At 65.7% G+C, this 12,621-nt stretch carries 11 protein-coding genes; 6 read left to right on the forward strand and 5 right to left on the reverse strand.

Annotation, left to right across the window (positions count from 1 at the left end; all coding sequences use genetic code 11):
- Nucleotides 1-186 precede the first annotated feature (186 nt).
- Nucleotides 187-1,701: an SLC5/6 family protein gene (locus BN3560_RS11185; RefSeq protein ID WP_197702189.1), complete on the forward strand. Its 1,515-nt coding sequence runs from the start codon at nucleotides 187-189 to the stop codon at nucleotides 1,699-1,701.
- A gap of 139 nt (nucleotides 1,702-1,840) precedes the next feature.
- Here BN3560_RS11185 and BN3560_RS11190 read toward each other — a convergent pair whose 3' ends face one another.
- The 4 genes from BN3560_RS11190 to BN3560_RS14775 all read right to left on the reverse strand — a co-directional run bounded on the left by BN3560_RS11190 (nucleotide 1,841) and on the right by BN3560_RS14775 (nucleotide 6,572).
- Nucleotides 1,841-2,116 carry a DUF4160 domain-containing protein gene (locus tag BN3560_RS11190; protein ID WP_096228103.1) on the reverse strand — a complete coding sequence of 92 codons (276 nt, stop codon included), beginning with the start codon at nucleotides 2,114-2,116 and terminating at the stop codon, nucleotides 1,841-1,843.
- Nucleotides 2,109-2,369 carry a hypothetical protein gene (locus tag BN3560_RS11195; RefSeq protein WP_096228104.1) on the reverse strand — a complete coding sequence of 87 codons (261 nt, stop codon included), beginning with the start codon at nucleotides 2,367-2,369 and terminating at the stop codon, nucleotides 2,109-2,111. The genes BN3560_RS11190 and BN3560_RS11195 overlap by 8 nt, the downstream gene beginning before the upstream one ends.
- Before the next feature lie 104 nt (nucleotides 2,370-2,473).
- The gene (gene asnB / locus BN3560_RS11200; RefSeq protein ID WP_096228105.1) at nucleotides 2,474-4,456 is read right to left on the reverse strand and encodes an asparagine synthase (glutamine-hydrolyzing); all 1,983 of its coding nucleotides are present in this window, start codon (nucleotides 4,454-4,456) and stop codon (nucleotides 2,474-2,476) included.
- 292 nt (nucleotides 4,457-4,748) lie between these two features.
- Complete coding sequence (locus BN3560_RS14775) at nucleotides 4,749-6,572, reverse strand: amidohydrolase family protein (RefSeq protein WP_161959452.1); 1,824 nt, start codon at nucleotides 6,570-6,572, stop codon at nucleotides 4,749-4,751.
- A 343-nt stretch (nucleotides 6,573-6,915) separates the two neighbouring features.
- Between BN3560_RS14775 and BN3560_RS11210 the strand changes: the two genes are divergently transcribed.
- From BN3560_RS11210 to BN3560_RS11220, 4 genes are all read left to right on the forward strand, one after another.
- A complete protein-coding gene (locus BN3560_RS11210; RefSeq protein ID WP_096228107.1) occupies nucleotides 6,916-8,298 on the forward strand; it encodes a sodium-dependent transporter in 1,383 nt (460 codons plus the stop codon).
- Nucleotides 8,299-8,549: 251 nt separating this feature from the next.
- The gene (locus tag BN3560_RS14420) at nucleotides 8,550-8,900 is read left to right on the forward strand and encodes a hypothetical protein (RefSeq protein ID WP_123649882.1); all 351 of its coding nucleotides are present in this window, start codon (nucleotides 8,550-8,552) and stop codon (nucleotides 8,898-8,900) included.
- A gap of 6 nt (nucleotides 8,901-8,906) precedes the next feature.
- The gene (locus BN3560_RS14425) at nucleotides 8,907-9,941 is read left to right on the forward strand and encodes a hypothetical protein (RefSeq protein ID WP_157780577.1); all 1,035 of its coding nucleotides are present in this window, start codon (nucleotides 8,907-8,909) and stop codon (nucleotides 9,939-9,941) included.
- Complete coding sequence (locus BN3560_RS11220; RefSeq protein ID WP_157780578.1) at nucleotides 9,938-10,933, forward strand: peptidase U32 family protein; 996 nt, start codon at nucleotides 9,938-9,940, stop codon at nucleotides 10,931-10,933. Before BN3560_RS14425 ends, BN3560_RS11220 begins: the two co-directional genes overlap by 4 nt.
- A gap of 91 nt (nucleotides 10,934-11,024) precedes the next feature.
- Here the strand turns inward: BN3560_RS11220 and BN3560_RS11225 are convergent, their stop codons facing one another.
- Entirely contained in the window at nucleotides 11,025-11,339 is a 315-nt protein-coding gene (locus BN3560_RS11225; protein WP_157780579.1) for a helix-turn-helix domain-containing protein, read from the reverse strand.
- A gap of 179 nt (nucleotides 11,340-11,518) precedes the next feature.
- Between BN3560_RS11225 and ychF the strand changes: the two genes are divergently transcribed.
- Nucleotides 11,519-12,583 (forward strand): redox-regulated ATPase YchF, encoded by a 1,065-nt coding sequence (ychF, locus tag BN3560_RS11230; protein ID WP_096228110.1) that lies wholly within the window; start codon nucleotides 11,519-11,521, stop codon nucleotides 12,581-12,583.
- Nucleotides 12,584-12,621: the final 38 nt, after the last annotated feature.

Here is a 12,621-nt window from a genome sequence, read left to right on the forward strand (position 1 = left end):
GCCTGCCGTCTCGTGGCCTGCACGCCGCGCCGGCCCAAGGCCCCTTCCGGGGATGCGCGCAGCGCCTCCACTCGATCAGCACGCCGCGTCCCCGCACGATCATCTTTTTAGTTGACATGCCATATTAGTAGATATAATCTATTACTGGCATCAATCAAGTTAATCAGGACGTGAGGGGACGACCGCATGGATTCGACAACCGGGATCTTCTTCTGGGGGTTTCTCATCGTGTACGGCATCGTGATGTTCCTGCTCTCGCCGAAGACCGTCTCGCTGGGCGGGTTCTTCAAGGGCGAGGACAAGTTGGGCCGCGCCGCCAACCCGTGGATGATCACGGCATCCATCTTCATCGCGTGGATCTTCGCGAAGTCGGTCACGAACGCAGCCAACATGGGCGCGAACTTCGGCATCGTGGGCGGTATCGGCTACGCCATGTACTGGCTGTGCATCCCGCTGACCGGCTGGGCGCTGTACCGCCTGCGCCGCAAGTTCAAGGCCACGGGCATGATCAGCTTCCTCACCGAGCACTACGGCATCGCGGCCGCGTTCTGCTTCTCGGCAGCCATCCTGGTGCGCCTGTTCAACGAGGTGTGGTCGAACACATCGGTCGTGGGCGCGTACTACGGCGCGTCCGGCTCGGCGCCGTTCATCATCGCGGCGCTGCTGTTCACCGCCATCACCGTGGGCTACTGCTGCTGGGGCGGCATGCGCGGGTCCATCATCACCGACGTGGCGCAGGCCATCCTCTTCGCTGTGCTGCTCGTGGCCGTGCTTGCGTGGGTGGTTCCGCAGCACAGCCTGGCCGACTTCGCGACGTCCGGCACCTGGACGCTCGGCGGCGGCGTGGACTTCATCATCGGCGCGGGCCTGCAGTGCCTGTCGTACGGCTTCCACGACGCCGTGCTCACCGACCGCGGCTTCATCTGCGAGGAGAAGAAGATGCTCAAGAGCTTCACCGTGGCCGGCCTTCTGGGCTTCGTGGCCATCGTGCTGTTCTCGCTCATCGGCGTGCACGCCTACCTCGACGGCATGAGCATCGCCGGCTCCAGCGCGCCGGTCGTGGTGGCGCAGAGTTTGGGCATCATGGCGTTCTTCATGATGGCCGTCATCATGATAGCCACGGCCGGCTCCACGCTGGACTCCACGTTCAGCTCGCTCGCGAAGCTCACGGCGCGCGACCTGCCGGGCATTTTGGGGAAGACGCCCAAGATGAACCCGCGCATCATCGGCATTATCTTCATGATTGTCTTCGGCATCGTGGGCAACCTGCCCATGATCATGGGCGCCGACATCATCACGGCCACTACCATCTCGGGCACCATGATCATGGGCCTCGGCCCTATCTTCCTGCTGCACGGCGTGGTGAAGCCGACGAAGGTTGGTTTCCAGCTGGCGTTCTGGGTTGGCATGGTGCTGGGCATCGCAGACACCGTGGCCCCGGCCGCCTTGGGCTTCATGGATATTGGCGGCGGCTCGTACGCGAACTTCCTCGGCGTGAACCTGTGGGGCGCCGTGGCGTGCTGGGCGGCGTATATCATCCCCGGCCTCTTGGCGCAAGCCGCCGAGAAGCGTGCCGGCATCGAGCCCGCGTGGAAGGGTTTGTCGCGGGAAGAACTCGCCCGCCTCGACGCGGACGCGAAGCGCCGCGAGCAACAGGGCCTCGACCTCGACCCCGAGGACTTGGCGCCTACGGGAGCGTAGGCGGCCCGGCACCTCTCCCATCAGACGTCCGCGGGCACGGAGGGCCTGCACTCTCTCCGACGAAGGGGAAGCGCCCTGCGGTTTGCGAGACGCTTCCTCTTATGAGCGCTGCTGGTATTCGCTCGCTGCGATTAGGCTCTTAGCAGTAAAACGATATATCGCCTTGGAAGGTTTCTTGCCACTTCTGGCAGATGTAGCCGTGGTTCAAGGCAACGAGCTCCATGATGTTGGATAGATCCCTCTTCGGGATGTTGCTGCCATTGTTGGCAAGGATGCAGCCGCCCGAGGCGGTAAGCCAGATTTTCGTTGCATGTTCCGTCGGCCGTTTGATGGCAACGTGAATGTGAACCGGTTCTCCGTTCTCCCCGATCCAGAAGAAGAGGATGTAAGGGCCGAATTCGAGAACCTTAGGCATAAGTCTTCGTCGCCTCTCGTGCAAGGCGGAATATCAAAGGGGCATTATGCTGCAGGAGGTCTGCGAGATCGTCGATTTCCTTCTGTGTGAAGCCCTCCACGCTGGTCCATCGATAGGCGGGCAACAGGCAGCGGGCGGCATCAAAGCCTCCGGCAACTGGTCGCTCAATGGCTATCTCCACCGTGTTGTCGTCTTGGATGTTGGAATAGGCGATCTGCGTCTCGTCTGCGAGTTTGATATAGTTGTACAGCATAGGTTTTTCACCTCCAGAACGTTCGACGCCGTCTTGCCGTTGATTTTACCATACGGGCGCCTCGGGTTCGCTTGGTCACGAGGCGGCCGAGGTCGCGGTCCATCCTAAGCTGCCGGCTTCTCCGGCGCTTTCTGGTCCACGAAGTAGATCTTGTACCACATGAGGAACATGTAGACGATCCATATCTTGCGGGAGCGGTCGGCGCCGGCTTTGTGCTCGTCGAGGAGGCGCACCAGCTCGTCGGTGTTGAAGAACTGGCGGGCGATGTCGCCGGTGAACCACTCCTTGATCTCGTCGTAGTAGCGGTCCTGGCGCAGCCAGTTCACCATGGGCACGGGAAAGCCCAGCTTCTCCTTCTGCGCCCAATCCTTCGGGATGGCGCGCTCGGCGGCCTCGCGCAGCGTGAGCTTCGTCTGCTCGTCGTTCGCCTTGAGGCGGGTGGGGATGGTGGCCGACACGTCGAACACCTGCTTGTCGAGGAACGGCACGCGGCTCTCCAGCGAATGGGCCATCGACATCTTGTCGGTCTTGAGCAGGATGTCGCCCACGAGCCAGAAGAACAGGTCGACGTACTGCATGCGCGTGGTGTCGTCGAGGCCCGCGACCTCGGCGTATGCCGGCGCAATGAGCTCCTGCGGGGACGGCACGCGCGCCCCGGCGTCGGTGCGCTTGCCCGTGCGCAGACGCTCGCGCTCGGCGGGCGAGAATGCCACGCCGTTGGCGTTGGTGTAGTACCAGTCCTCGGGCGTCTCGCTCGCGCGCTCAAGGTAGTTCGCGCCGCGCACGCCGAGCGCGCGGGCCGCTTTCGACGCGCCTTTGAGCAGGCCCTTCGGTGCCCACGACAGCTTCTGGTTGGCGAACGGGGTCTGGTAGATGCGGTAGCCGCCGAAGAACTCGTCGGCGCCCTCGCCGGAGAGCACGGCCTTCACCTGCTCGGCGGCGATCTGGTCGACGAAGTAGAGCGCCACGGCGCTCGGGTCGGCGGACGGCTCGTCCATGTGCCACTGCACGCGGGGCAGGCTCGCCCAGTACTCCTCCTCGCCGATGTGCTTGGAGCTGTTCTCGATGTGCAGCTCGTCGGCCAGCTCGCGCGCCCAGGATATCTCGTCGCGCTCGCCCTCGTACTCGGCGAAGCCCACGGTGAACGTCTTGATGGCGGGGTTCTCCTTGGCCAGGCACGCGGCCATGTAGCTGGAGTCGATGCCGCTCGAAAGGAACGATCCCACCTCCACGTCGGCCACGTTGTGGTAGCGCACGCTCTCGCGCATGGCGGCGTCGATGGCCTCCACGGTGTCCTCGCGGCTGCGGCTCTCGTCGAAGTTGTACTCCGGCCGCCAGTAGCGGCGCATCTCGGTCGTGCCGTCCGCGCGCACGGTCATGCAGTGGGCGGGGGGCAGCTTGAAGACGCCCTTGAAGAAGGTCTCGTCGAGCGCGCTGAACTGGAAGCACAGGTACTGTTCGAGCGCTTCCTCATTGAGCTCACGCTGATAGGCGAGGTGCTCCAGGATGCACTTGATCTCCGAGGCGAAAATGAGCTGCGGGCCAGAAGCTCCCTGTTGCATCGTGTAGTAGAACGGCTTGATGCCGAAGAAGTCGCGCGCGCAGAAGAGCTCGCGGGACTTCCGGTTCCAGATGGCGAACGCGAACATGCCGCGCAGCCGGTCGAGCACCGCCTCGCCCCAGGCCAGGTAGCCCGTGAGCAGCACCTCGGTGTCGGAGTTTGTCTGGAACGCCCAGCCCTCGGCCTCGAGCTCCGCACGCAGGTCGCGGTAGTTGTAGATCTCGCCGTTGAACACGATGGCGAAGTCGCCCTTGGCGGCCGCCGCCTCGGGGCTCGCGCAGGGCGTGCCGTCCGGCATGAGCGCGGGGGAGGTGACGGCGGAATCGTGCTCGCCGGTGGCGCGCACCATGGGCTGGTTGCCGCCCTCGAGGTCGATGAGCGAGAGCCTCCGGTGCCCCAGCGCTATGCCGTCGTCAAGGTACTGCCCCTCGCCGTCGGGCCCGCGGTGGGCCATCACGTCGCACATGGCCTTCAGGGTGGGCAGATCGGCCTCGGTGGCCCCGGTGAATCCGCAGATTCCGCACATGGTAGATGGTACTCCTCGCGTCGTGATCGTTGTTTTCCGCGCCCTCGGAGGGTCTGCGGAAATGCGTAGATATCTACGCAAAAATCAGCACGTAGATATCTACGTTAGCTTCGCCCATGATAGAGGAAAACGCACCGGCGCCCAAGCGTCTCAACCAAGACCGCAGATTTGGTTTTGCGGCGTGCGGCGAGAAACGAGGCGCTGCGATGTGCGGGTCGCAGCGCCTCGTGCGAGGAAGGCTGGCGGGGTATCCCGCCCCACCTGCCGCTCCCGTTTCGTCCAACTCTTCCGTTTACGACTGCTGCTTGGCGGCCTCTTCGGCGTCGAATACCTTCTCGCCGCGCAGGTACGTGGCGAGCACCTTCGTGTTCTTGATGTCGAGCGGTTTCGCCTCGAGGACGTTCTGATCCACCACGATGAAGTCGGCCGCCTTGCCCTCCTCGAGGCTGCCCGTCTCGCCGTCGAGGGACAGCGCCCAGGCGGCGTCGGCGGTGAAGCTGCGGATCATCCGCTTGATGTTCACGCGCTCCTCGGGCCACAGCAGGTAGGCGGGGTCGTCCATGTCGGTGATGTCGGGCACGTCGTAGGGCTTGCCGTCCACGAGGTTGCGCGTCACGCCGAACTGCATCGCATAGAAGGGGTTGGGGTTCGAGGTCACCGGGAAGTCGGAGGCGGAGACGAGCGTCACGCCCGCGTCCACGAACGACTTCATCGGGTACATCTTCTCGGCCCGCTCGCCGAGCGCGGGGCTTTCCTTCGACTCCCAGTACTGCGGCTCCTTGAAGTGCCAGTAGGGGTCGGCCACGGCCGTCACCTCCAGCTCGGCGAAACGCGGGACGTCGTCTTCCTTCACGAGCTGCAGGTGGGTGATGGCGTTGCGCTCGTCGTCGTCCGGCACGTTCTGCTCGGCGTACTCGATGGCGTCGAGCCCCATCGTCACGGCCTCGTCGCCGATGGCGTGGATGTGCGCGAGCATCCCCGCGCGGTTGATGGCCGCGGCGGCCTGGTTGAGGGGGTCCTGCTCCCAGCCGGTCTCGCCGTAGTTGGACGGGTTGTCTGCGTAGGGCTCGGACAGTAGGGCCGACTCGTTGTCCATCACGCCGTCGACGAATATCTTGCCGGCGATCACCTTGAGCGCGTCGCTGTCGTACTTCTTCTTGAGCTCCTCGAGCTTGGTCAGGTCCTCGTCGGTCTGCCAGCTGGTGACGATGCCCGCGCCGCGTACGCGCATGGTGAGCCCGTCGCGGTCCGCGAGCGTCTGGTAGCCCTCGTAGGGCACGGGAAAGAAACCGTTGCCGGGCGGCGTGAAGATGGACGTGTAGCCCAACGCGTTGAGGCCCTGCAGAAACGTCGCCAGCCCATCGGCCACGTTCTCCTGATTGACGGGGTATTTTGAGGTCATCGACATGGCGGAGTCGGCCAGCGTGCCCCATAGGCTGCCGTCCTCGTTCTTGTAGATCTCGCCGCCGGGCGTGGAGGGCGTGTCGGGCGTGATGCCGAGGAGCTCGAACGCCTTCGAGTTCAGCCACGCGCCGTGTCCGTCGAACGAGTACACGAGCAGCGGCTTGTCGGGGCTGATCTCGTCGAGGCGCTCCTTCTTGGGCCCGCGCTCCAGCTCTTCGCCGGGGTAGAGGCTGGCCATGTAGCCGAAGCCGAGGTACGTGTCCTTCTCGGGGTGAGCGTCGACGTATTCCTTGATGGCGGCCAGCTCGTCGTCGGCGGTGGGGAGGCCGATGAGGCTGAAGTCGAAGAAGTCGGGCGACCCCGAATGGATGTGGCCCTCGATGAGGCCCGGCAGCACGAATCTGCCCTGGAGGTCCACCACGTTCTGGGCGGTGTCCTTGTAACGCTGCCCGTCGGACGACGAGCCGACGAAGGCGATCTTCCCGTCGCGGACGGCCAGCGCTTCGGCCATGCGATCCTGACCGTCGACCGTGTAGATGACGGCGTTCTCGTAGTAGGCGTTCACGGGCCCGTCCGCGTTCGACGCGGCGTTCGGTGCGGCCGTGTCCGTGCCGGCGGTCGAGCAGCCTAACAGGCCGAGCCCGGCCGTGGCGGCGAGCACGGCGCTTCCCGCCAGGAACGTGCGGCGGGAAAGGCAAGCGGGATGGTTCATGGGTGGAATCCTCTCGTTTCGACGGCAGAGTGAGCTCCATAATGCAGCGCAGAGCATCGCGACCGGCACGCGACCAACAACCGCTAACGAACGGTGTCCGGTGTGCATCCCGCCCGTAACGACGCGCGACCGGACGCGCTGCGGGTCGGGCCGCGCGACCCTGGTCGCCCATGAGCGCGCTTCTGCGAAAACGTGGTCGCCAAGCGGGGTTTTCCCGCTATAATGATGCATTTGGATCGCGGCGCAGAGGGTGGATGTTCGGCGGCGCCCGTATCCGGCCTCCCGCGGACGCGTCCGCGCCGGGGGTTCCCTTGCATTGATCGATCGACAACGGAGGTTATCGATGTCTTCTACCGGCACGCCCGCGCGCTCGTCTTGGTCGGGCAAATGGGCGTTCATCCTGGCCGCCGCGGCTTCCGCCGTGGGGCTGGGGAACATGTGGCGCTTCCCGTACCTGGCGGCGAAGTACGGCGGCGGCACGTTCCTGCTCACGTACCTGGTGCTCGTGTTCACGTTCGGCGTGTCGCTGCTGCTGCTGGAGACGGCGCTCGGGCGCACGACGGGGCAGTCGGCCATCGGCGCGTTCAAGCAGTTCGGCAAGAAGTACGCGTTCATCGGCATCCTGGCCTCGGCCGTGCCGTTCATTATCACGCCGTACTACTGCATCATCGGCGGCTGGGTGACGAAGTACGCGGCGGCCTACCTCATCAACGGGCCGGAGGCGCTGGCCGACGGCGGGAACTTCTTCTCGGGCTTCATCACCAGCAACACGGAGAGCTTCCTGTGGATGCTCCTGTTCATGGCTATCGTGTTCATCGTGGTGTCGCTGGGCGTGAAGGGCGGTATCGAGAAGGCGAACCTCATCATGATGCCGGCGCTCATCGTCATGGCTATTGCCATTGCTGCCTATACGCTCCTGCAACCGGGCGCAGCCGAGGGTGCGCTGTATTACCTGGTGCCCGACTTCAGCAAGTTCTCGCCGGAGCTGGTCATCGGCGCGCTCGGGCAAATGTTCTACAGCTTGTCGCTGGCCATGGGTATTATGATCACGTACGGCTCGTACCTTGACCGCAAGTCCAGCCTCACGCAGAGCGTCACGCGCATCGGCTTCTTCGACGTGGGCGTGTCGTTTCTGGCCGGTCTCATGATCGTGCCGGCCGCGTTCGTGGCCATGGGCTCGGGCGACGCCGTCGCGGGCGCGGCGGGGCCGTCGCTCATGTTCATCACGCTGCCGGGGGTGTTCGCCGGCATGGGGGATGCGGCCGTGGTCGTGGGCTTCGTGTTCTTCCTGCTGGTGCTGTTCGCGGCGCTGACCAGCGCCATCTCGCTCACCGAGACGTGCGTGTCCATCATCCAGGACGGTGCGGGCTGGTCGCGCAAGAAGGCGCTCGGCACGGTGATCGGCGTGGTCGTGGTGGCGGGCATCTTCGTGAACTTGGGCTACAACGGCCTGTCGTTCATCGAGCCACTGGGCGCTGGCACGACGCTTTTGGACTTCTTCGACTTCTTCTCGAATTCGGTGCTCATGCCCATCGTGGCGCTGCTCACGTGCATGTTCATCGGCTGGATCGTGAAGCCGGGCCTCATCGTGAAGGAAGTGAAGCTGTCGAGCCCGTTCAAGGCCGAGAAGGCGTGGACGGTCATGATCAAGTTCGTGGCGCCGGTGCTGGTGGTGGTGATCTTGGTGGCCTACGTGGCCGCGCAGTTCGGGCTGTTCAGCATGTAGCCTGCTTGGAGTCTATACCAGCGCATTGCGGGGCGCCCTCGGCAACGGGGGCGCCCCGTTCGTTTTCGGGATGCTGACGGGGCGGGTACGGGCGGGAAAGGGACGCCCGGCGCGGCGCCTTTCGCGCGAGGTGCGCGCTACCATGTTGGGAACGCGGCGCCACCGGCCCATCCTCCGCCGGGAGGCGTCGCGACGGCGGTCCGCGGGGCCGCCTTTTTCAACCGCGCATTCTACGACGAAAGGGGTCTGCCATGATGGAAGACACGATCGACGAGTTGAAGGGCCAGCCGCGCGACGAGGGCTACGGCAAGGGCGAGAACTACGGGCACGGCGAGGGCGGCCGCGAGGGCGAGGGCTACGGCGCGGGCGAGAACGGCCGCGAGGGCCGCCGCCGCGGCGAGGGCTATGGCGAGGGATACGGCTCCGGCGAAGGCGGGCATGCCGGCGAGCGCTACGCCGAAGGCTCCGGCAAGGCCGACGAGCAGCACGGCAAGGGCGAAGGATATGGCGAAGGCTCCGAGAAGGGCGAGCGGTACGCCTCGGGCGAGCGCTACGGCGAAGGCGAGCGGTGCGGCCAGGGCGTCGCCGAGAACGAGCAGTAGCCGGCAATGCAATCGATACCCGCGTGCAGCGTGGCCGACGTGGCCGCGGCGGCCCGTGCGCACGGCATGACGCTTTCCACGATGGTGGAGCGCACCATGCAGGCGGCGGGCCGCCGCTCGGTGAGACGGCTCTACATCGGCTCAAACTTCTGCAGCCAGTACTTCCTGCGCCAGCCCGACCAGGTGTGGCGTGAGGCGTTCTCGCTTTGCCGCCGCGAGGGCATACCAGCCACGCTCGTGGTGCCGGTGTTCTCCCAGAAGGACCTGGCCGAGGCGTGCCACCGCATCGACGAGCTGGTGGGAGCGAACCGCGGCGTCGTCGACGAGATAACGGTGAACGACGTGGGCATGGTGGCGTACTGCCTCGACCGGTACGGGTTGCCGCTGAACGCGGGGCGCCTGTTCTCTAAGGAGCCGCGCGACCCGCGCTACGCGGAGCTCTTCGAGGAGAGGCATGCGGTGGGCGTTCCCGCGCTCGTCACCGAGCTGTTCCGCCAAGGCGAGCTGCAGGGGCTTGAGCTCGACCCCACGCATGCGGCGCTCGACCTGTCCGAGCTGCGTGGCTACATGCCGCATCTCGAGGTGGGCGTGCACATGCCCTACTGTTATATGTCCACGGGCTCGATTTGCGAGCTGGCCGGCATCGGCCGCCCCGTGCGCGAGAAGTTCCGACCGAATGCGCCATGCAAGCTCGAATGTGCGCGTTGCGCCATCGGCTACGGGCTGCCGTACGGCGTGCGGCTGCTGAAGTTCGGCCGCGCCGTGTACTTCCCGAACCACGGCTGCACCGTGTGCGAGGGAGAGGACTTCCGCATGATCGTGTCGCCGTTCGACGTGCTGGTGCCGCGCCGCGATGCGAGGGTTGAGCACGGCCCTGGGGTAGTGCGCTTCCAAGCGAAGGAAGGGCAGGGATGCGAGCGCGCGGCCGCCGCCGAGGTCCCGGCGGCGGAACTCGGTCCGGGCCAAGGTCCGGCCGCTGTGCCCGATCGGGGCGGGACGACGGCCCGCGTGTTCCTCGCGGCGGCCGGGAGCGCGCGATGAACCCGCTCGTGCCGGTGAACGACCGGGCATACCTTGGGCGCTACGCCGAGGCGGGGGGCGAGGAGTTCTACGTGGGCTTTCACGATGCAGCCTGGCACGAGCGCTTCGGTGACGTGGCGGACCTCAACCGTATGACGGGCTTCCAGCACCAGGCGAACCCCTACGGCTTCGACGAGGTGCTCGATATCGTGGACGAGGTGCGCGTCCTGGGTAAGAAGCTCTACGTCACGTTCAACGCGAACGTCTACACCAAAGAGCAGCTGGACTTCCTGTACGGCTACTTCGAGAGGCTGCACGCGGCCGGCGCGGCGGGCGTCATCGTGTCGGTGCCGGAGGCTGTGGAGCCGGCGGCCGACAGTGGCCTGGCGGTGGTGGCGTCCACCATGTGCGGCGTGTACAACGCCGACATCGCGCGCTTCTACCGCGAGCTTGGCTGCACGCGCGTCATCGTGCCGCGCGACATGGGGCTGGCCGAGATCGAGGCGCTGGCGGAAGCCGTGCCCGATGTGGAGCTGGAGGTATTCCTCATGCGAAACGGCTGCATCTTCGCAGACGGCTACTGCCTGGGCCGTCACTTCCAGAACCGCAACGCGCTCTGCTGGGATGTGCGCCACGCCGACCGGGAGTTCTACACCGTGGGGCGCGGCAGAAGCCTGTCGGGCGCTGCACGCGAGAACAACGAGGCCTACGGGCGGTTCCACCGCACTGCCTGCGGCCTGTGTGCCATATACCGTTTGGAGCGTGCCGGCGTGGCCGCGGCGAAGATCGTGGGTCGCTCGGACGACTCGGCCTGCATCCTGCGCGACATCGAGGCCGTCGTGCGCAACGTGGAGATCGCGCGCGCGTGCGTCGACGAACAGGAGTACCTTGCGCGTATGGATGTGCCGCCCGAGCGCGCCGCCGCCTGCACGGACGGGCTGTCGTGCTACTACCCGGAGGTGAGGTTTCCCCGCACGGTCGCGCCGCGCGTCCCTCGGCGCGCGGCGGGGTAGGGCCGGCGGTGCCGATCCTCGCGCGCTCCCAGCGCGGGCGTGCAGGAACCCCCCCCCTGAGCCGGCAGGTGCACTGTTGCGAGCTTCTTCGTCAGCGTGCGTTTTGCCGTGGATGGGCGCACGCTGCCTGCCTTGCCCTTTTGAAGCAGAGCGCCTCCTCGTAGGCTTCGGCCAAAAGGTCGCCAGGGTTCAGGTCGAGCGCCTCCGCTATCCTCATTGCCATGGTGACGGAGGTGGCGCTCTTGCCGCATTCGATGCGGCAGAGGTGCGTGTGGCTCATGCCCACCATGAGGGCGAACTTCCTGATCGAGAGTCGCTCGCTCATCCTGTGCCGCGACACGACAAGGCCGAGTGCCTGCTTGAAGGCCACCGTGTCTCCCAGATAGCTGCTCGTTTCGATTGTCATGGAGAACAGTATAAGCCTCGGGCCGTTATCCGGACCGCATTCTTGCCGTATAAGCGAGATTATGCGAGGACGGCCGCGCGGTGCCTGTTTTGAGTGATGGTGCACGGTGTGCTCGTGCGAGGACGGGCGTTTTGCTATCATGGGACGATACGTTTGCAACGATCGTCAAAGGAAGTTCCATGTCGCTTTCCATCGGTATCGTCGGCCTGCCCAACGTCGGCAAGTCCACGCTGTTCACGGCCCTCACCAACAAGGGCGGCCTCGCGGCCAACTACCCGTTCGCCACCATCGAGCCCAACGTAGGGATCGTGCCGGTGCCCGACGTGCGGTTGGACGCGCTGGCCGAGATCGACCACCCGGCGCGCATCGTTTCGGCCACGGTGGAGTTCGTGGATATTGCGGGCCTGGTGGCGGGCGCGAGCCAGGGCGAGGGCCTGGGCAACCAGTTCCTCGCGAACATTCGCGAGACGGACGCCATCTGCGAGGTCGTGCGCTTCTTCGGCGACCCGGACGTCGTGCATGTGGCGGGCAAGGTGGATCCGCTCTCCGACGTGGACACCATCAAGACCGAGCTCATCTTGGCCGACATGTCCACGCTGGAGAAGGCGCTGCCGCGTCTTGAGAAGGAAGCCAAGCGCGACAAGGCCGGCGCCGCCAAGGTGGCCGCCGCGCAGAAGGTGTTCGCGGGCCTGAACGAGGGGCACCGCGCCCGTACGCTCGACCTCGCCGACGACGAGCGCGCCGCGCTGCACGATCTGCACCTGCTTACCATGAAGCCGATGCTCTATATCGCCAACGTCGACGAGGACCAACTGGATGCCGACCTGCCCGAGATCGACGGCTGCGCGCCGGTGCCCATCTCCGCCAAGGTGGAGGCCGACCTGGCCGAGCTGGACCCGGCCGAGGCGCGCGAGTACCTGGAGGCCATGGGCCTTGAGGAGAGCGGCCTGGCCCGCCTTGTGCGCGAGGCGTACAAGCTGCTGGGCCTGCAGAGCTACTTCACCAGCGGCGAGACCGAGACGCGCGCCTGGACCATCCCCATCGGCGCGAAGGCCCCCCAGGCCGCCGGCGTCATCCACACCGATTTCGAGCGCGGCTTCATCAAGGCCGAGACGGCCGCCTTCGAGGACTACGTGGGGCTGGGCGGCGAGAAAGGCTGCCGCGACGCCGGCAAGCTGCGCCAGGAGGGCAAGGAGTACGTGGTGCAGGACGGGGATGTGATGCATTTCAAGTTCAACGTGTAGCGCGCCTTTCGGCGTCCTGCTTGGCTGCATGCCCCCTT

This window comes from Gordonibacter urolithinfaciens, from assembly GCF_900199375.1.
GTDB classification, from domain to species: domain Bacteria; phylum Actinomycetota; class Coriobacteriia; order Coriobacteriales; family Eggerthellaceae; genus Gordonibacter; species Gordonibacter urolithinfaciens.